At 49.3% G+C, this 21,430-nt stretch carries 13 protein-coding genes; 5 read left to right on the top strand and 8 right to left on the bottom strand.

Annotated features, from left to right (window positions below):
• Positions 1–5: 5 nt before the first annotated feature.
• Both serA and CWI69_RS11580 read left to right on the top strand, forming a co-directional pair.
• Positions 6–1,247 (top strand): phosphoglycerate dehydrogenase, encoded by a 1,242-nt coding sequence (gene serA, locus CWI69_RS11585; RefSeq protein ID WP_126764482.1) that lies wholly within the window; start codon positions 6–8, stop codon positions 1,245–1,247.
• Between the two features lie 265 nt (positions 1,248–1,512).
• A complete protein-coding gene (locus CWI69_RS11580) occupies positions 1,513–3,786 on the top strand; it encodes a putative bifunctional diguanylate cyclase/phosphodiesterase (protein ID WP_126764481.1) in 2,274 nt (757 codons plus the stop codon).
• Between the two features lie 74 nt (positions 3,787–3,860).
• On the opposite strand, the gene phoU is transcribed toward CWI69_RS11580, so the two are convergent.
• The 8 genes from phoU to CWI69_RS11540 form a co-directional block, all read right to left on the bottom strand.
• Entirely contained in the window at positions 3,861–4,589 is a 729-nt protein-coding gene (gene phoU, locus CWI69_RS11575; protein ID WP_126764480.1) for a phosphate signaling complex protein PhoU, read from the bottom strand.
• A 12-nt stretch (positions 4,590–4,601) separates the two neighbouring features.
• Positions 4,602–5,420 (bottom strand): phosphate ABC transporter ATP-binding protein PstB, encoded by an 819-nt coding sequence (gene pstB, locus CWI69_RS11570; RefSeq protein WP_126764479.1) that lies wholly within the window; start codon positions 5,418–5,420, stop codon positions 4,602–4,604.
• A 29-nt stretch (positions 5,421–5,449) separates the two neighbouring features.
• Positions 5,450–7,105 (bottom strand): phosphate ABC transporter permease PstA, encoded by a 1,656-nt coding sequence (pstA, locus tag CWI69_RS11565; protein WP_126764478.1) that lies wholly within the window; start codon positions 7,103–7,105, stop codon positions 5,450–5,452.
• Positions 7,106–7,119: 14 nt separating this feature from the next.
• Positions 7,120–9,363: an ABC transporter permease subunit gene (locus CWI69_RS11560; protein WP_126764477.1), complete on the bottom strand. Its 2,244-nt coding sequence runs from the start codon at positions 9,361–9,363 to the stop codon at positions 7,120–7,122.
• 288 nt (positions 9,364–9,651) lie between these two features.
• Positions 9,652–10,623: a PstS family phosphate ABC transporter substrate-binding protein gene (locus CWI69_RS11555; protein WP_126764476.1), complete on the bottom strand. Its 972-nt coding sequence runs from the start codon at positions 10,621–10,623 to the stop codon at positions 9,652–9,654.
• A gap of 127 nt (positions 10,624–10,750) precedes the next feature.
• Complete coding sequence (gene phoR / locus CWI69_RS11550) at positions 10,751–12,058, bottom strand: phosphate regulon sensor histidine kinase PhoR (RefSeq protein WP_126764475.1); 1,308 nt, start codon at positions 12,056–12,058, stop codon at positions 10,751–10,753.
• Positions 12,059–12,077: 19 nt separating this feature from the next.
• On the bottom strand, positions 12,078–12,764 hold the full coding sequence (gene phoB / locus CWI69_RS11545; protein WP_126764474.1) for a phosphate regulon transcriptional regulator PhoB: 687 nt from the start codon (positions 12,762–12,764) through the stop codon (positions 12,078–12,080).
• An 86-nt stretch (positions 12,765–12,850) separates the two neighbouring features.
• The gene (locus CWI69_RS11540; protein WP_241971111.1) at positions 12,851–13,987 is read right to left on the bottom strand and encodes an endonuclease/exonuclease/phosphatase family protein; all 1,137 of its coding nucleotides are present in this window, start codon (positions 13,985–13,987) and stop codon (positions 12,851–12,853) included.
• Positions 13,988–14,264: 277 nt separating this feature from the next.
• On the opposite strand from CWI69_RS11540, the gene CWI69_RS11535 reads away from it, so the two are divergent.
• The 3 genes from CWI69_RS11535 (at position 14,265) to CWI69_RS11525 (ending at position 21,400) form a co-directional block, all read left to right on the top strand.
• A complete protein-coding gene (locus tag CWI69_RS11535) occupies positions 14,265–17,516 on the top strand; it encodes a TonB-dependent receptor (protein WP_157984272.1) in 3,252 nt (1,083 codons plus the stop codon).
• Positions 17,517–17,624: 108 nt separating this feature from the next.
• Positions 17,625–18,086 carry a tRNA adenosine(34) deaminase TadA gene (tadA, locus tag CWI69_RS11530; protein ID WP_126764470.1) on the top strand — a complete coding sequence of 154 codons (462 nt, stop codon included), beginning with the start codon at positions 17,625–17,627 and terminating at the stop codon, positions 18,084–18,086.
• Positions 18,087–18,217: 131 nt separating this feature from the next.
• On the top strand, positions 18,218–21,400 hold the full coding sequence (locus CWI69_RS11525; RefSeq protein WP_126764468.1) for a TonB-dependent receptor: 3,183 nt from the start codon (positions 18,218–18,220) through the stop codon (positions 21,398–21,400).
• The last annotated feature ends 30 nt before the right edge of the window (positions 21,401–21,430 follow it).

Below are 21,430 nucleotides of genomic sequence, written 5' to 3'. Positions count from 1 at the left end.
CGCCCATGACCCAAGTTTCCCTGGCCAAAGACAGAATCAAATTTTTACTGCTTGAAGGGGTGCATGAAAGCGCCGTTAACATACTCAAGCAGCGCGGTTACCACAATGTTGAGTACATCAAAACCGCGCTAACTGAAGAAGAGTTATGCAGCAAAATAAGTGACGCCCACTTTGTTGGTATTCGCTCGCGTACCGAACTAAGTGACCGGGTGTTTGCCGCTGCCGAAAAGCTCATTGGCGTCGGTTGTTTTTGTATTGGCACTAATCAGGTCGATCTGCAAGCTGCCCGCCGCCACGGCGTGGTGGTATTCAACGCCCCCTTTTCCAATACCCGCAGCGTTGCCGAGTTAGTACTGGCGGAGATCATTATGCTGTTACGCCGTGTACCTGAGAAGAACGCTGCGGCCCACCGTGGTGATTGGGACAAATCCGCGGCCGGCAGTTATGAAGCGCGCGGCAAAGTACTCGGCATCGTCGGTTACGGCCACATTGGCAGTCAATTAAGTATTCTGGCCGAGCAATTAGGCATGCAAGTGCGTTTTTACGACATCGAAAGCAAGCTGCCGCTGGGTAATGCACATGCGGTTGGTTCCCTTGATGAACTGCTGCAGCAAGCTGATGTGGTCACCCTGCATGTGCCTGAGACTGCACAAACCCAGTGGATGATAGCGGCGCCACAACTGGCCAAAATGAAAAAAGGCGCGCTGCTGATCAACGCTTCGCGCGGCACTGTGGTAGTCATTGACGCGCTGGCTGAAGCGCTGCGAACTGGCCACCTGGCCGGTGCTGCCATCGATGTGTTCCCCGTTGAACCGGGCAGTAACAACGAAGTCTTTGAGTCTCCGTTACGTCAACTCGATAACTGTATTCTGACCCCGCATGTAGGCGGTTCGACCCAGGAAGCACAAGAGAACATTGGGGTTGAAGTGGCCGGTAAGTTGGCGCACTACTCGGATAATGGCTCGACCCTTTCCGCCGTGAACTTCCCTGAGGTTTCGTTACCGGCGCATCATGGCGCACGGCGCTTATTGCACATTCACGAAAACCGCCCGGGCATGCTCACCCGTATCAACCAATTGCTGGCAGAGCAAAGTATCAACGTCTCAGGACAGTACTTGCAGACCGATGCCGAACTTGGCTACGTGGTCATCGACATCGACACACCAGCCGAGAGTGATATCGCCGACACCCTGCTCGACTCTATGCGAGCCATTGAGGGCACCATACGCGCACGCGTTTTGTACTAGCGAATACTGAACGCGTGTCCTAGCATTGCTAGCGCATTTGTGTGCACATCCGCTTTGATAACCACGCTATTCCACCGCGTCAGTTTCAGGAACTGCTGAGTAGAGATTCAGTGGTTCGGCTTGAGCATCAGTAACACTCGCATCATTCAAAAAGGTACGCAAAGATCATTTTTAAGTAAATTTTTGAATTGTTTTTTGTTATACGTTACCTTTATCAGTCTAGTGTTAAAATTTATTTAACACATCAATATTAAAAAGAGGCACTATGCTCCGCATTTCAGAGGCGATTTCGGATAACCCCTGGAGAATGAAACGAGCTATCTTCTTTATTTTTTGGTCATTTCTCACACTGCTTATCGTAACAATCCCTGATGCCACAGGAAGTGCCACCGCAACGCCTACGACAGCGGAAACCCCAACAGCAGCTATCACAGCAATCGATCCGCTAACCGGAACCCCTGAACGGCGAATCACTTTCGGCGGCAATTCAGGCTATCAGCCGTTTGAATGGGAAGACCAGGGCATGCCGCTAGGGTTTAATATCGATCTGGCGAAAGCAGTGAGTAAGGCCGGGGATATACCTGCGGAATTCAAGCTGGGCAACTGGGCAGAAATCCTGGAGGCTTTCGAGCAAGGCGAGGTTGATGTGCTGGCTATGTACGTATCCGACGAGCGCGCGCGCCTGTTTCGCTTCAGCACCCCCTTTTACGTTGTTAATCACGCGATTTATGGCGCACCAACTCAGCTGCCGATACCTCAGCCTGTTGATTTTACCGGACAACGTGTTGCAGTTGAAACGCGTTCCTACGCCCATGAAGAATTACTCGCAAAAAAATTCAATGTAGAGCTTGTCCTTACAGACAGCACTGAGGGAGCGTTGAATGCGGTGCTCCTTGGCGAGGCCGATTACGCCATTCTTACCGAAAGCGTTGCGGAAAATCTTATCGCAGACTCAGAGTTGCCACTTGAGTCGTTGAGTCCGCCATTCTGGCCGCGTAATTACGCCTTTGCGGTGCAATTCGAACGCAAAGACCTTTACGCCTGGCTGGAGGGCGCACTGTCGCAGACCATAGCATCTGACCAATATCAGGCTGTTTATGAAAAATGGGAATCAGAGATCCGCCCGGGTCGAGATTCCTATATCCAGGTTCCTTTTTACGTCGGTTACACAGCTTTAGCAGCGATTGCACTTACGGTGATTTTTTTCCTGACCTCATGGACCCTGCGCCTCCGAGTTATAAGCAAAAGCTTCGACCTTGGAACAGCAATGGAGCGGGCAGATCGCTCTGAGAATAACGCCCAGCATATCGCCGATTATGAAACCGAGACAGGTCTGTGCAGACCGCATTATTTTGCCGAAATGGTCGATAAAACGCTTAAGCAGAAGCCGGCAAGCTGTGAGCTCATGATTTTTAAACTGGTGCATTTGAGTGAAGTACGAGGAACCTTAGGACAGGCCTATTCATCAGAACTGATTAAACATATCACCATGCTGTTAAAGGATCAGATAACCGGGCCTTCGTGTTATTTTGGCCGCGGTATTTTTGCTGTGTTTTCAGATCCTTCAGAGATAGAGCTTTTCTTCGAATCCTTATCAACCAAGCAAATCGAAGCAATGCCCTACGCCCAGTACGTTGCTGGGTCAGCCTGTTTTCCCGAGCATGGCAGCGCCTGTGGAGTACTACTTGACCATGCTGACGCTGCGCTGTCGATGGCTGTTTACCGGAATAAACACCGGCTGGTTTATGATTCATCGATGGATCCAAGCACGACCGATCAGGCCGTGGTAACCGCATTCAGAACGCACTCGCTCAAGGGCATGTATGCAGTTTTCCAGCCACAGATTGATATTAAAACGGGTCAGCTCATTGGTGCTGAAGCGCTGGTCAGGTGGCAGCACCCCACACTGGGCGCACTAACTCCCGACGAGTTTGTGCCGCTGGTGGAAAAACTCGGTTACATTTCCCAGATCACCAAGCTGATGTTAAATGAAGCGATCCGGGTCTCCGCCCTGTTACGCAAGCAAAACCGTCCGTTAGTGACAAGCGTAAACGTATCTGTTCATGATCTTGCCGATCCGAACTTTTTTGAGACAATTAAAAGCGCAGTTGAACATTTTAAAGGTGAATTCTGCGACTTGAAGCTGGAACTGACGGAAACCAGCTTCTCCAGCGAAATTGGTCATATCAGTGATACGTTAGTGCGGTTAAATGAACTGGGCATCAAAGTATCTATCGATGATTTCGGCACTGGCTATTCGTCCCTGGCTTACCTGAGCGCATTTCCTATACAGGAGCTAAAAATTGACCGCGCGTTCGTCACAGGCATGGTCGAGCATGAGAAAAACTGCAACATCATTCGCGCTACTCTGGTGCTGGCTGACCATCTCAAGTTAAAAACCGTGGCAGAAGGTGTCGAGGACGAAAAAACGCTGACATTATTAGATGAACTCGGCTGCAGCGTCGCACAAGGCTATTTTATTTCCAAACCACTACCCGAGGCTGAGTTCTTAAAGTTTATTGACAACTACTTAGCCTAAGTTAATTTTTTCGGACAAAAAAGCCGACCCAGAAGTGTCCCCCAGAGGTCGGCTTTTTTCGTCAACAATCAGAGTTATTCAGTGTCTGGCGCTGCACGACCGACGGTGCGGGCCATCGATTCTGGCGACACATGCCGTACATCTTTACCTTTAACGAAAAAGATAATGTACTCGGCGATGTTCTGGCAACGGTCACCGATACGCTCAAGTGAGCGCGCAGACCAAAGTACATTCATAACTTTAGGAATGCCACGTGGGTCTTCCATCATGTAGGTCATCAGCTGGCGGGTCAGACCTTCGTACTGCCGGTCAGCCTGCGCATCCATCTGGTGGACTTCAAAGGCGCTGTCTAGATCCATGCGGGCAAAGGCATCCAGAACGCCACGCAACATGGCTAACACTTGCTGTCCCAGATTTTCCAGGCTCACCAAAAATTCCTGCTGATCGTTATTGAAGCTTTCCATTGCAACCCGAGCGATACGCTCTGCTTCATCACCAATACGCTCTAAGTCAGCGATGGTTTTAAAGATCGCAATTACCAGGCGCAAGTCACTTGCAGCAGGTTGCCGTTTGGCAATAATCTGCACACAAGCTTCGTCAATCTGAACTTCCAGCGCGTTGATTTTGTAATCACGCTGCAGCACTTCTTGTGCAAGCTCCTGGTCAGATTTTTCAATCGCAACCAACGCATCGCGCAACTGCTGCTCAACCAGACCGCCCATATTCATCACCTGAGTGCGAACTGCATCAAGCTCTTCATTAAATTTTCCGGAGATATGCCGGCTCATATTCAACTTGTCCATGCCTGACTCCTGTTAGCCGTAACGGCCGGTAATATAATCTTCAGTTTGTTTCTGACTGGGCGTGGTGAACAGCGAGTTGGTATCTGCATATTCAATCAATTTACCCATGTACATAAATGCTGTTTGATCAGAAACCCGCGCTGCTTGTTGCATGTTATGCGTCACAATCACCACGGTATATTTTTCTTTCAGCTCAGTGATGAGCTCTTCAATGGTTAGGGTCGAAATTGGGTCAAGTGCCGATGTTGGTTCATCCAGCAACAATACCTCTGGCTCAATGGCGATCGCCCGCGCAATTACCAGACGCTGTTGCTGACCACCAGATAAGCTGAACGCACTTGCGTTTAAGCGATCTTTAACTTCTTCCCAGAGTGCGGCACCTTTCAAGGAACGCTCCACCACCTCATCCAGGGTGCGACGATCATTGACGCCTTGCAGGCGCATGCCATAAACCACGTTTTCATAAATCGACTTAGGGAATGGGTTTGGACGCTGAAACACCATACCAACCTTACGCCGCAATGCTGCTGCATCAACATCTTTGTCGTAGATATTCTTTTCGTTTAAGCGGATTTCGCCATTTATCCGGCAAATCTCAACCAAGTCATTCATGCGGTTAATACAGCGCAACAAGGTGGATTTACCACAGCCTGATGGACCGATAAACGCAGTGACACGATTTTTTGGAATCGCCATGGAAATATCATAGAGCGCCTGAGCATCGCCATAGTGCAGATTCAGATTGCGAATTTCCAGTGCGGTTTGTTCCGCTGATAAGTTTTCTAAATCGAGACGTTCTGCCTGATTTTCTGTCGGAGTTACCGAAATCATAGTAAGACCTTTCGCTTCTGCTTCGTTAATTAATGCTCAAGTGAGCGATATTTTTCACGTAAATGGTTACGTACGCCAATCGCGGTCAGGTTGAGACCGACAATGATGGTAACCAGTAAAAATGAGGTTGCGTAGACCAACGGCCGTGCCGCTTCGACATTTGGACTCTGGAAGCCGACATCATAGATGTGGAAACCAAGGTGCATAAATTTGCGATCCAAATGGAAGTACGGGAAGTTCCCATCAACCGGCAACATCGGTGCTGACTTCACCACACCCACCAACATCAGTGGTGCTACCTCTCCAGCCGCACGTGCAACCGCCAGAATCAGGCCGGTCATAATTGCTGGTGACGCCATGGGGATAATAATCCGCCATAAGGTTTCCGCTTTCGTGGCACCTAACGCCAGGCTACCTTCACGCAGTGTGCTGGGGATCCGCGACAAGCCTTCCTCGGTTGAAACAATCACAACCGGTAGCGTCAGAATCGCCAGGGTAATCGCTGCCCACATCACGCCCGGAGTACCGAAGGTCGGACTTGGCAGCGCTTCCGGGTAGAAGATTTGGTCTAATGAGCCACCTACCATGTAAACAAAGAAGCCAAGGCCAAATACACCATAAACGATGGACGGCACCCCTGCCAGGTTGATAACGGCGATACGAATCAACCGCGTAACAGTATTCTTGCCCGCATACTCATGCAGGTAAATCGCTGCCACAACACCAAAAGGCGTCACAATGACCGACATCAACAAGACCATAAACACGGTACCGAAAATCGCCGGGAAGACTCCGCCTTCGGTATTAGCTTCACGCGGATCGTCGCTGACAAATTTGCCAATTTGCACGAAAAAGTGACCCAGTTTGGCGAAAAAGCCCATGTCATTGGGGAAGTGCACCGCCAGCATGCGGTACATCGGCAGGGTTACGATTTCGCCCCGCATGTCGCGCACCTGCACCTGATCCCGGCTGGCTTTTTCACGCAACGCAAACAACTGTTCTTCGAGCACCTGGTAGTCTTCGCGCAGCTGCTCTTCTGCGGCCGCAATTCGATCTTCTTCAGCTGGCGTTAAATTACCCGCCAGCTCAAGTGCTCTACGTTCCAAGCGCAGCTGGTTGAGCTGGTAGTTAATCGCACCAATCTCGCTGTCCTGAAGATCGCTGGCTTGTTCATTTAATTCTACTGCACGCTCAATACGCTGTTGCAGTACGTCGCGGATATTGCCCTGATTGGCTACGGATACGCCGTCTTCTAAAACATCAACAACGTAGCCGTAAAAGTTGCCATCTTTACTGCGTTCAAATACCGCTAAATCAGCAGGTGTTTCATCACTGACGATCTGTGGTTGCAGCACCCAGGAAAAGTCCAAAGGTACATACTCACGATTACCAACCTTAATCAGCCAACGCTCCAGCGTCGGCTCGTTGAAGTCGTCCAGGGCTACGCCTGACTCCCTTAAACGTTCGATTGGAATGGTTTCCGTCTCGTACACTTCGCCAATGATAGTTGAAATAGAGCCATCGTTGGCTCGCACATCCATTTCGTGAATTTGTGCCGGCCAGAAAAATGACAAGCCACGCCAGCCAATTAATATCAACAGCCCGAGAACAGCGATCAAACTGATGCTAACGGAACCTGCAGTTAGCCAAATCCAGGGTTTTCCTGAGTTAAACCATTGCTTCATGGAAATCCTCTCGCTTACATCGAGCTATATTTTTCACGTAACCGCTGGCGCACAAGCTCCGCCACGGTGTTAAACGCGAAAGTGAAAACAAAGAGCACAAACGCCGCTAAGAACAGAATTCGATAGTGCGAACTACCTACCTCTGATTCCGGCATCTCGACCGCGATATTCGCCGACAAGGTGCGCATCCCCTCAAAAATATTCCAGTCCATAATTGGTGTGTTACCGGTCGCCATCAAGACAATCATGGTCTCACCCACGGCACGTCCGAGGCCCATCATTACGGCAGAGAAAATGCCCGGACTCGCAGTCAACAACACAACTTTGGTTAAGGTTTGCCAGGTGGTAGCACCGAGCGCCAGCGAGCCATTGGACAGGTGCTTAGGCACACTGAATACGGCATCTTCGGCAATCGAGAAAATTGTGGGTATCACGGCAAAGCCCATCGCAATACCAACAACCAAGGCATTACGCTGATCGAAAGTAATACCGAGTTCGTTGGTCAGGTAACGACGCACGTTGCCATCGAACAGCCAGTTTTCAATCAGCGGCGACATCTGGAACGAGAACCAACCGACAAAAGCAACCAACGGCAATAAAATCAAGGCTGCGCGACCATCGGTAAAGCTATTACGTATGCTTTTCGGTAAGTGGCTGGTTAAAAATGCGAACAGCACTATAGCCAGCGGCACCAGCAGAATCACCGCAATGATGCCGGGAAGATAATGCTCCACAATAGGCGCCAGCCATAACCCGGCTAGGAAACCGAGAATAACCGTAGGTAACGCCTCCATGATCTCAACCGTAGGTTTCACAACTTTGCGCACCCCCGGCGACATGAAGTAGGCGGTGTACACTGCCGCTGCCAGGCCAATAGGCACAGCAAACAGCATGGCATAGGCCGCTGCCTTAATGGTACCGAATGAGATGGGGACCAAACTGAATTTAGGCTCGAAGTCATCGGAACCAGAAGTCGACTGCCAGACATAATCAGGCTCAGGGTAGCCTTCGTACCAGACTTCCTGCCATAAACCACTCCAGGTTACTTCCGGATGTTCGTTGACCAAATCGAATACATGTAAGCCCTGATCATTCAAAAGCATCAAGGTATTTGCTCTTGGATCAATGACTACACGCTCAGCGGCAAAGTCATGCGGCTGTCCGCGGTAAAGCTCAGCTTCTGATGTGGTGTGAAAAACACCCAGTTCGCCGCTCGCCGAAATGGTATAAAACGTGCGTCGATAGTATTCGGCGACAATGTCAGTGATCGCTGTCTCTGCGGCCTGAAAATCGCGGATAAACTGGTAACGGCGACCGTCATCACCCGAAACCTCAAACCACTGGGTAACTTTGCCATTGGCGTGACCAAATAGAATTGAACTGGCTCCCGCCAGCAGCTGCATACTAGTGATTTCACCAAACTTGCGCGCATCAACGGTGATCAACTGACGCTCTTTCACGACGCCGGTGCGCGACACGTCATACACCCAAAAACGATTATTCTGACGGATCAAAACCTGGCGTAAATCTGGTGTCACCGTCAGCTCGCTGATGGCACCAGTGATAGGCAGCTCGGTAAACCTGGAGTCCATCTCCACGGCGCCAGAGAGGAAGTTACGTGACGCCTGAATTGAGTTCACAATCACCCGGTCATCCGCTGTTTGCGCGGCAAACAGCATGGATTCGCCGTCGTACTCGTAGGCGAGCTTGGTAAGGTTTTTACCTTCGTTATCGACCTGAATCAACTCGCCAGCGTTCACTTCGCCAACTTTTGGCGTGATAAATAATTCACCATCGCGAAACTGACTGCTAAACTTCGGCTCCACCAAACGCACCGCACCACCTTCAACCGCATAAGCATAGCGATTGTTCTGTGGTTGGGTTTGCGCAAACGCCGTTGGCGTCGACTCGGTAACCTGTTGGCGTAACAGCGGTTTACCCGGTTCCCAGTCCGTACCCTTTTTCGCTTTTAGCGCGAAGAACACAAGCTCGCCGTCAGCACTAAACTGATAGCCAATTTCCGACTGTTCTTCCACGCCCATAGCGACAATTTCACCAGAAGCAGGACTAGCAAAACTGCGTTCATGGTTGATTTCAACACCACGGAATATCGGTTCTATTACGTACAATAGATAAAAGAAAATCAGCAATAACGCGACCAGTACCATGACGCCGCCGAAGCTAACGCCCCAACGAGCCGCACGGTCTTTAAAGAGTCGATAATTGCTGGCTCCCAATGCGGGTTTTGTTGCCGCCATTATTACCTCGAGTGGTTTCGCAAGTTTAATTCGATTGGCCGAGAGTATAGCCAAGTAGTATGACAGTATTGTTACAGCATCGTCATAAAAGTGACATTATTCAAAAAAAACAAGAGCGTTATTGGATATCAGATATTAGTTGTTGGATATTAGATATTAGTTATTGGATATCAGATATTAGTTATTGGAGGGAAACTGAGGCTTGCTGGAAGCTGCCTCCAATAACTAATAACCGATATCCAGTAACGAAAAAACCCGGCGAGAGCCGGGTTTTTTCTGATGTAGCTCTTAGTTTAAGCCGAGTTTTTCTAACTCTTGCTCTACTACAACTTTTGGTAACGGAATATAGCCGTCTTTATCGACAATTTCCTGACCGGTTTTTGACAGTACCATTTTCAGGAATTCTGCTGTTGCAGGATCTAACGGCTTGTTCGGGTGCTTGTTCACGTAAACCACCAGGAAGCGCGCAAGTGGGTACTTACCAGCCAGAGCGCTCTCAGTCGTCGCGTCTACGTATTCTCCACCTTCGACTACCGCTAGAGGCACCGTTTTAACGCCTGAGGTCATATAACCAATACCTGAATAACCAATGGCATTCAGCGAGGTTGATACTGACTGCACTACTGACGCAGAACCCGGCTGCTCATTGACGTTAGCGCGGAAATCGCCGTCACATAATGCTTCTTCTTTGAAGAAACCATAGGTGCCAGACACTGAGTTCCGACCATAAAGCTGTAAGTCGCGGCCTGCCCAGCTGCCTTCAAGGCCCAGATCACCCCAGCGCTGTACCTGGCTGGTCGCGCCACACAGACGGGTTGAGCTGAATACCGCATCAACTTCTGCAATGGTCATGCCCTTAATCGGGTTATCTTTATGCACAAATACAGCCAACGCATCAATAGCAACACGCACTGGTGTCGGCTTATAACCGTGACGCTTCTCGAACGATTCGATTTCTTTCGACTTCATATTGCGGCTCATTGGGCCAAAGTTTGAAGTACCTTCGGTAAGTGCTGGCGGCGCAGTTGATGAACCAGCAGCTTGAATTTGCATGTTAACGTTTGGATAAAGACGCTTAAACTCTTCGGCCCAGAAGGTCATCATGTTGGCCAGAGTGTCAGAACCTACTGATGACAAGTTGCCTGAAAGGCCACTTACTTTTTCGTATTCAGGAAGGTTATCGGTCGGTTTTTGAGCGTGTGCAGATGTAGCAACAACGCCAGCTAAGCCTAAAGCAAGAAGAACTGTTTTAACTTTCATAATGACTCCAATCGTCAATGCTGCCGTGCAGCTTTTGTTCAAATGACACTGCGGAGTTTAAGCTGTCAATGTGACACTTTAATGACAAATTCTAAATTAGTGTCATATTTCTGCCAATTTAATGTCATTAAGACTGTTCAGTCACTACCAGTTCCTGGGGAATACGGACGCTAAAGGTTGAACCGCGCCCGACAACTGAGTCGATGGTCAGCTTACCGTGATGATGATCAACCGCCTGTTTGACAATCGCCAGACCCAAACCTGAGCCACCCTTGCTACTATTTCTGTCTTTATCAATCCGGTAAAAACGTTCGGTAATTCTGGGCATATGCTCAGCCGGAATGCCAGGGCCATTGTCGCTGACGCTGAATTCCATTTGATCGCCCACCGGGCGCCAGCGCACGGTAATTTTACCTGCCGGCTGGGTATAGTGAATCGCATTGGTGATGAGATTTGAAAATATGCTACGTAACTCATCTTCATGGCCGTACATTGATTGCCCGGCAATCTCGAAAACCAGCTGATGCTGTTTATTTTTGTTGAGTCGTTCGGCATCATGCTGCAGTCGTTTTAATACATCAGGCACATTGACTACACGTTCGAAGATATCGCCCCGGGCTGAGTCAATGCGCGACAAGGAGAGCAGTTGATCAACCAGATTACGCATTCTGGTACTTTGCCCGCTCATGTCTTTTACTGCTTTTTGCAACATTGCCGGCGGCATTGCGGCAGGATCATCATCGAACATTTCCAGATAGCCCTGAATTACCGTCAGCGGGGTTTTCAATTCGTGCGACACATTGGCTACGAATTCTTTGCGCATTTGTTCAAGTTGCCGTAACTGGGTGACATCACGCGCCATCAACAGGAATTGGTCATCACTATAAGGCATGATGCGAATCTCTAATTCGATGTCTTCACGGACCGGTGAAGGCAAATAGATCTCATCGGTGAAATCGCCCTTCTGCAGGTAACTAATAAACGCCGGATGCCGAATCAGGCTCGACAACCGAATACCCGTATCCCCCGGCCACTTTAAGCCAAAGTAAAACTGCCCCAACCGGTTACACCAAATCAAACCACCATCACGACGGAACACGATTGCCGCATCGGGGATCGCTTCAGAGGCTTCACGAAAACGCCGTAAAATCCGCGCCAGAGCGCGCCGGCGTTGCTGGCTGCGACGCTGGGTTCGATAGATACCATCGTAAATATAACTCCAGCTTCCGGGCGCACTGGGCGGGAGCAGAGCGCGGCGGTTCCAGAGCCAGTCGACAAGCTTGTAATGAAAGTAATAATGCCAGACCAGAAGAGCAAACAAACCAATGGTCAGGGTCTGCCAAAAAGAACCGACCAACCATCCCAGCAGGGCAAGTGGCGCGAGGTACCACAAAAAGCCTCGCAGGATAAAGAAAACTGAGTACTTTTTATCCATGCTCCGCTAACCTTGTGGTTTAGCGACTGGAGAAGCGATAGCCGACACCGCGTACGGTTTGCACCAAACGGTCGTGGCCATGCATTTCGATAGCTTTGCGTAAACGGCGAATATGCACGTCAACAGTGCGGTCTTCGACATAAACGTTGGTTCCCCAAACATGATCTAAGAGTTGCTCCCGACTATACACGCGTTCAGGGTGTGTCATAAAGAAGTGTAGCAATTTAAATTCGGTGGGGCCCATATCCAGACGGTCATTATATGCGCTGACACGATGCGAGACTGGGTCAAGCTTGAGCCCTTCAATCTCTAATGGCTCGTCTAATACAGTAGGCGACACGCGGCGGAACACGGCCCGCATACGCGCCATCAGTTCTTTCGGTGAAAAAGGCTTGGTAATGTAATCGTCAGCGCCGACTTCTAAGCCGCGGATTTTATCTTCTTCCTCACCGCGTGCGGTAAGCATAATGATGGGGATGCCGCGGGTGAAATCATCAGTTTTTAATTTTTTCGCCAACTGAATGCCAGAGCCGCCTGGCAACATCCAGTCGAGTAGAATCATATCGGGAAAGGGTTCCACGATTTTCTCTAACGCCAGTTGATAATCACCCGCCTCAACTGCTTGATAGCCGTGCTGTTCCATGACAAAGCTCAACATCTCACGAATGGGCGCTTCATCTTCAACGATCAGTATTTTTCTGGACATCTTGTTTCACCTAGTCGTATTCAAGCTGCGTCGATTATTACTGTTCTATGTGACACTTTTATGAATCTACGACATTTTTGTGAAAATTACTGCAATTGTATGTCAAGCCACACCAGTCGATGATCCGATGACCGCTCTCTTTCGCTTACCAGCTCGGCCTTATCTTCCTCAGCGAGCGGCCAGAATACACCACCATCAATAATTTTGATGCCATAGCTTGATGGTAATACGTAATCAGCACGCTTGCGCCAGCTCGCGGTGTGCTGTCCGGCTAACGGATTATCCGGGGTGTGTGCCGCGCCACCTTTACTGGTCGGCACAAAGTCGCCTTGCACCAAGGGGTGTTCAAGTAACTGCTCAATTGCTCCCGGCAGGTTGTCTTCACTTTCGATCGAGGCGTTAAGGTCGCCCGCAATAACAAACCGTTTGTTCTCACTCAAGCCGCCCCGGCGACCCTGATCATCATAAATAAAATCTGTCGGAGCACGACCTATGTATTCCTTCCAAAAGCGGATCTCGTCAAAATTACGACGACCATTGCGATTTTCTTCACCATCAAATACCGGTGGTGTCGGGTGGCTGACCAGCAAATGTAAATCAAAGCCGCCCACCTCAGCCACGATATCCCAATGTGACTTCGAACTCAGTGGCATCTCAGCCCAGGCCGCCGGGCTGTACCAGGGCTCGTATGAATTGGGTACCAGCGGTTGCAAAGCACCGGGTAAGTCGCCCCAGCGAAAATACTGGAAAGTTCGGCTGGTTTGCTGGTTTAGCGGGTAACGTGAGAGTATCGCCATACCGTACTGGCCCAGATAGTTTCCGTACGCCCAGGCATCCTCTCCTACGCCGGTTTTCTTTCCATCACGATTGAGATCAAATGGGCTTGAGCGGCCAGTATTGACCGGCCCGGTATAGCTATATGGAAAAGCGATGGGCGCCTCTCCATTTTGACTCACTTCTAAATAGTCCTGCTGAAACTTAGCCAGCACATCAGCCTCAGGAAGGTAGTCAAACTCATTTAAAATTAAAATATCCGGGCGTACATGCTGGATAATTTCGGCAATCGCTTTGATCTGCGGATGGCCATCCCGCAACGCCTGAGGAAGCGCGTCGGCACCAGCCTCCTGCCACTGCTCAGCAGCTATGTAATTTGACGCATCCATGCTCACATTAAAAGTCGCGATACGAAGGGTGACAGGTGCTGTTGGCTCTTTTTGTGGCATATCACATCCAGTTAAGAAACTTACAAATAAAGCTGCAACTCCGAGAATGACTGGCTTCATCAATTTCATTGTCCTTTTGGCGAGTGCGCTACGACAAAATCTTACTTTATTAGTTCCAGAAAATCGGTGCAATTCTAATCTGTTTTGATTAAAATGCCGTCACAAATTTGACACATATACGTGTTATAAAAGCGTCGACATGAAATACAAGGCTCAACATCAAGCAGTATTGCCTTTCAAAAATTTTTTCAAACCACAACCCAGGAAATTTAGAAAGATGACAACATCTATGCGATTTTCCCGCACCGCAAGTGCAATCGCAGTTGCCTTAGGCTTGGCCTCAGCAACTGCAGTGGCACAAGATACCTCAGCGTCATTACGAGGTGAAATCTTAGGTCCACAAGGTAATGGAGCTGCCAGTACTAAAGTTGTTATTGAGCATATACCTTCAGGTTCAACCACTGAAGTCACTACCGATGACACAGGTACTTTTATTGCGAGCGGTCTTCGTGTTGGCGGTCCTTACCGCATCACCTTAGACTCGGACGTATACCAGGATGCACAATACTCAGAAGTATTCCTGAAGCTTGGCGAAACCTTCCGTTTAAATGCGCAGCTTGAAGCAAATGATGTTGAGCGTATCACCGTAACCGGCCAGGCGATCAACTACGCACAACTAAACAATGGTTCGAGCAGCTCATTCGGCGAAGAGCAGATTGAAGCATTACCAACTTACAGCCGCGACCTGAAAGAAATTGTTCGTCTGAATCCACTGGCAACACAGCTAGGCGACGGTGACCAGTTAGTTGTTGCTGGTAACAACCCACGCTACAACTCAATTACTGTTGATGGCATCGCGCAAAATGACGATTTCGGCCTGAACTCTAATGGTTACCCGACTCAGGGTTCACCTATTTCTATCGACGCTATTGAACAGATCACTGTTGATGTTGTGCCTTTCAACGCGAAAGACACCAACTTTACCGGTGCGAAAGTTAACGCAGTAACAAAATCTGGTACTAACGAACTCAAAGGCTCGTTGTTTTATCAATACACCAGCGACAGCCTTGCAGGCGACGCTGAAGCATCTAAATATGATGAAGATGCACTGCCACCGAACGTTGACTACGAAGAGAAAACTTTTGGTATCAGCCTTGGCGGACCGGTCATTAAAGACAAATTGTTCTTCTATGTGAACTATGAAACCCAGAACGAGACCAACGCACCTTACCGTGGTCCAATTGGCTCAGATGCTGCGAACATTGCCAACATCACCACTGAAGAACTGAACCAGGTATTAACCATCGCTCGCGACGTTTACGGTTTAACCGACGCGCAAATTGGCGGCTGGGACATTCCTGCTGAAGAAGAAGACAACAAGTTGTTGGTGAAACTTGACTGGAACGTCAGTAACGAGCACCGTGCAGCTTTTACTTACCAGCGCACTGATGGTAACTCGATCCGTAACCAATACGGCGGTGACGGTACTCTTACGCTTTCTTCAAGCTGGTACAACAACGAACAAATCCTTGACGCTTATGCGTTGCAGGTCTACTCAAACTGGAACTCAAACTTCTCCAGCGACGTTAAGTTGTCGTACAAAGATGTTACAGCTATCCAGGATCCACTTGCCGGGCGTACTCTTGGCATGGTGACCGTAGAAGTTGGTGGTCGTAACGCCATTGAATTTGGTCCTGACTATTCACGCCACGCCAACGAAGGCGAGAACTCCACTTTGGAATTCCAGGCCAACGGTGAATACCTGTTAGGTGACCATGCTATCGGTTTTGGTTATGCATTCTCAGAAACTGATATCTATAACCTGTTCGTACAAAACGCTTTAGGTTCATGGGAATTTGATAGCATCGAAGACTTTGCTAATCGTGAAGCAGGTGCGTTCTACTACTCAGGTAGCTTAACCGGCGACATCAATGATGCAGCGGCGAACTTTACTCAGGGCACCCAAGCGGTTTATATCCAGGATACCTGGCAGCCAACTTGGGACTTAGAGTTGATGTTCGGTCTGCGCTATGAGCGCATGCATGCTGAAGACAAGCCAGTTTATAACGAGAAATTCGCAGCACGTTACGGTTTTGCAAATACTGAAAACCTTAACGGCAAAGACCTCTTCTTACCGCGTGTTGGTTTTAAATACCAGATCACTGACGATATCCGCGTACGTGGTGGTTTCGGCCGCTACGCAGGTGGCCGTCCAAATGTGTGGGTATCGAACTCGTACACGAACAATGGTCTGACATTCTCACAATTCGACCGTTTCTTGTCTGACGTGCCATGGTCTGTATTCTTCGACAACGTAGATCCGACACAAGTACCTCAGGCAGTTAAAGACGGTTTGATTGCTGACGGTTACGTCAATGCAATTGACCCTGACTTTGACTTACCTTCAGATTGGCGTGGCAGCTTAGGTGTTGACTTCAACAACTTCAGCATTCCAGCGTTAGGCGATGACTGGTTCGCGAGCGTTGAGTACATCTACACCCGTCGTAAAGACGACGTGCAATGGAAAGACTTAACCCGCGTACCTCTGCTTGACGAGGAAGGCAATGTTCGTCGCACTGTCGATGGCGGTCGTATCATCTACGTAGTGGACGATCCACTTGATGATCACACTCCAACAAGTGTTGGCGATCACGGTAACGTACAGCGTTATGACCTGTTATTAACTAATGGTGACGGTGGTAAGAGCCAGATCTTTACTACTACCTTAGGTAAAGCATGGGATAACGGTTTCAGCCTGCGTGCCAGCTACACCAACCAGGATATTGAAGAAGCTGTAGCGGGAAGCTCAAGTACAGCTATCTCGAACTACCGCTTCCCGGTTGCCATTGACCGTCAGAACGTCCGTCCAGGTACGGCTTCTTACCAGGTCGAGCACCGCGTGATGGCTGACTTAACCTACAAAACAGAATTCGTTGGTGGCTACGAGTCAACCTTCGGTCTGTTCTGGGAGCGTTACTCTGGTCGTCCATGGGGCTACGTGTATGACAGCTACGGCGACGTAAGCTTTGGTAACCAACCATTTGGTACCTTAGGTCAATCGTCAGTGTATCTGCCGTATATCCCAACTGGACCAAACGATCCAGCAGTCGCTTATGAAAACAACTTTAGTTACGAGCAATTCATGGACTACCTGCAACGTGCCGGGTTAACTGGTTACGAAGGCGGCTATGTACCACGCAACACCGAACGTGGTCCTTGGACAACTAACCTGGATTTCAAATTTACTCAGGAGTTACCAGGTTTTGTTGAAGGCCATAAAGGTGAGCTGTACATCAACGTACGTAACCTCGTTGCTATCTTTGATAAAGATGCAGGTCAGAAGCACGTACTACCTTATGGTGATAACGTTCGCGAGCTCGTAAGTGCTTATATCAATGATGACGGTCAATACGTCTACGGCGTTCCTTATAACAGCCGTGCATTTGATCTCGTGACTCAGGCACCAACGCGTTACCTGCCAGAGCGTTCTACCTGGCAAGCGAAGATCGGTATCCGTTACCGTTTCTAAGCTAACCTTAGGTTAGCTGTAAAAAGTACAGGTAATGTACAAAAAGCCCTCGCATTTGCGGGGGCTTTTTTTTAGAATGCGCACCATTGTCTGCCAACGAGATCGCGAATGGAACACGAACGCTTTATGCGACGCGCCCTTGAACTCGCACAACAAGCCGAGCAATTCGGTGAAGTGCCGGTCGGCGCGGTGGTGGTCCTCGATAACGAGATCATCGGTGAAGGTTTCAATGAAGTCATTCGTCGGCACGACCCTTCAGCGCACGCCGAGGCTCAGGCCATCCGCGCCGCCGGCCACTACTTAAATAATTACCGCCTGGTCGGTACCACGCTTTATGTCTCACTTGAGCCTTGTGCTATGTGCGCTGGACTCATTACACACGCGCGCATTAAAACCCTGGTCTACGGTGCACATGATCCGAGAACCGGCGCCGCAGGAACCGCAATTGAAGTACTCAATCACATCTCGATGAATCATAAAGTTGCAGTGATCGGTGGTGTTCTGGAGCAGGAATCTGCTTCGATTTTGCAGGATTTTTTTCGTAAGCGACGGAAAAATTTAGCGAAATAGCAAGATCGGAAAAAATGGTGTGAATTGGTTATTTTTTGACTACTATTTCATCAAAATGTCACACAAGCTTACTAAGCTGCTCGACATAATAATGACCAACTGTTCCACCCATAACCCAGGAAAGCAACATCATGCTGAAAAATAAACCTAGCCGTATGGCTGCTGCGATAGCTTTAGCTATTGGCTTGTCCGCAACAGCAACTGCGCAAGAAACCTCGTCCAGCGTGCGTGGTGTCGTCGTCAGCGAGCAGACTGGCGAAGCCATAAGCAACGCTTCAATTGTCCTTACTGATGAACGCACCGGCACTTCAAGTACATTGACGTCCAATGCCAACGGCTTGTTTTCCGCCCGCGGTTTAGCGGTTGGCGGTCCATATACTCTTGAGGTCACTGACAATCAGGGCAACGTTGAACGTCTTGAAGATATTTTCCTGACCCTTGGCGAAACCGAAAACCTTAACATTTTCGTTGAGCAACAATCGGTAGAGCGGATCGAAGTTACTGGTCGGGTTCTGAACATGACATCAGGCTCTAACAGCCCCGGCGCCACCTTCGGTCTGCGTGATCTGCAGGATGCTCCGACTGTAAACCGCGACATCAAAGACGTGCTGCGTATCGATCCGCGGGTATACATCGACGAAAGTTTCTCCCGCGGCATTCAGTGTGCTGGTGCCAACCCTCGCTTTAACAGTTTGACTGTCGATGGTGTGCGTACTAACGATAACTTCGGTTTAAACTCCAGTGGTTACCCGACTGAGCGTATGCCTTTCTCATACGATGCCATTGAGCAGGTTGCTGTGGAACTTGCACCTTTTGATGTGCAGTACGGTGGTTTCACCGCCTGTAACATTAACGCGGTAACTAAATCCGGTGAAAACGAGTTGTTTGGTAGCCTTTTCTTCGATTACACCAATGACTCTATGCAAGGTGACACCCTTGAAGGCGACGACATCAATATCGGCGACTTTACTGAAAAGCGCTACGGCATTAACGCCGGTGGCGCAATTGTGCAGGACAAACTGTTCTGGTTTGCTGCATACGAAAAACTTGAAGGTGCTGATACCTTTGACCGCGGTCCCGAAGGCACCAATGCAGCAACCATCATTGAGGGCGTGAGCCAGGCTGACGTCGAGCGTATTGCTGCAATTGCGCGGGATGTATACGGCTTCGAACCAGGTGGTTTCCCCGCCAGCTTGCCGGTTGAAGACGAAAAACTTCTTGTGAAACTCGACTGGTACATCAACGAATCGCACCGTGCCGCATTTACCTATAACTACAACGATGGTTATTCAATTGCGCAGTCTGATGGCGACTCAACTGAACTTGAGTTTTCCAATCACTACTACCAGCGCGGCTCAGAATTTACCAGTTATGTAGCGCACCTTTATTCTGACTGGACCTACAACTTCTCAACGGAAGTTCGTGTGGGTTACTCTGAACTCGACGCCCGCGTGCTGCCACTAGGCGGTACTGAAGTAGGTGAAATCCAGTTAGAATTAGGTCCGTCAGGCAACAACGACGTACCAACAGTTTACCTTGGTGCGGATGACTCACGTCATTCCAACAAACTTAAGTACGACACCAGTTTCGTTAAACTTGCCGGTACCTACTTAATTGACGACCATACCTTGTCATTTGGTGTCGAAAAAGAACGCTACGATGTCTACAACTTGTTCGTGCAAGAGACTGAAGGCGAGTTTATCTTCCGTTCCATCGATGATTTTGAGAATGCTGTACCCTACTCAATCACCTACGAAAATGCGGCGGGAACCAATAATCCGATTGATGGCGCCGGGGAATTTGCCTACGCAATCAATACTGCCTACCTACAAGATGAGTACTACTTCATCGATTACGACCTAACCTTAACGTTTGGTCTGCGTTACGACTGGTACACCACGGATGACGCACCAGCATTCAATGCAGATTTTGCCGATACCTACGGATTCCGTAATGATAGTACCTTTGATGGTGAAGGTCTGTTACAACCGCGAGTCGGCGTGAACTGGGTGGTTGACGACAATCTTGAGGTACGCGGTGGCATCGGCCTTTATTCTGGCGGTAACCCAAACGTCTGGTTGTCTAATAACTACTCGAACAATGGCACCAAGTTATACGAGGTCTTCTGGCGTAACAGCGCGGGTGAGTCATTGTTCGACATTCCACACAATGGTTCAGGCCGTCCGCTTTACGATATACCGCAAGAGATGGTAGATGAGGTTGCTGCCGCCGACGGTGGTGGTCCAATTAACGTTCTGGATCCGGATTTTGAGCTGCCTAACGAATGGAAGTACGCCTTAGGTGCGACATACACCTTCGATAGCGGTTATGTGCTTATCGCCGACTTACTGCATTCCGAGAAGAATGATGCGGCAATTATCAGCGATTTACGCAGAACGCCTACCGGCGGTTATGGTCCGATTGCGACAGGCCCAGATGGTCGTCCTATCTATCCAAGCATCCCACGCACCTTCCAGGGCGGTCCGGTTGATGCCTTTATGCTGACCAATGTCGATGGTGATGCAGGTAAGAGTACCAGCCTTTCTTTAGCACTGAGTAAGCAACACGAATGGGGTTTAAATTGGTCTCTGGCCTATGCCTATACTGATGCTGAGGACGTGAATCCGATGACCAGCTCAGTAGCATACTCAAACTACACCAGCGTCGCGGTTGCTGACTTCCAGGATCCTGGTGTGGCAACTTCAAACTATGAGATCCCTCATCGTTTCACTCTTACTGCACAATATCGCACCGAGTTTTTCGATGGCTATGAATCTACCTTTAGCCTGTTCGGTCAAGCCAACAAAGGTCGTCCTTACAGCTTCGTAATGTCAGGTCCTTCGGGCGATATCACGGGTGGCCGGCAATTGTTCTACATTCCAACAGGCGCTGATGACCCTGACTTTGTCGCGGGCCCGAACTTCGATTCAGCTGCGTTTTTTGCTTACTTAGAGGAAACCGGCTTGTCCGAATACGCCGGGGGCATCTCACCACGTAACGGGTTTTACAGTGACTGGTGGCAAAAGCTGGACTTCCGCTTTGAGCAGGAATTCCCAGGCTTCCTGGATGGCCATAAGGCAAGTGCATTCTTCGTTATTGATAACTTAACGAACCTGATTAATGATGACTGGGGCGTACTTTATGAGCGTAGCTTCCCACGCATGGTTAACATTGGTAACGTTGAGTACATCGAAGATGGCTCAAGTGATGGGGCCTACCAGTACAATTCGTTCCGCGCGCCAGAAAACGTCCAGTCGCGTGTCGGTGACCCATCATTGTGGAGTATTCGCATTGGTATCAGCTACGACTTCTAAGTCGTAGCTTGCGCGAAACACAGATAACTG

Origin of the sequence: Pseudidiomarina halophila (genome assembly GCF_003987215.1) — a bacterium.
In the GTDB taxonomy this organism is placed as follows: domain Bacteria; phylum Pseudomonadota; class Gammaproteobacteria; order Enterobacterales; family Alteromonadaceae; genus Pseudidiomarina; species Pseudidiomarina halophila.
Note: the sequence above shows the minus strand (reverse complement) of the source record. Positions and strands in the feature narration are given on the sequence as shown.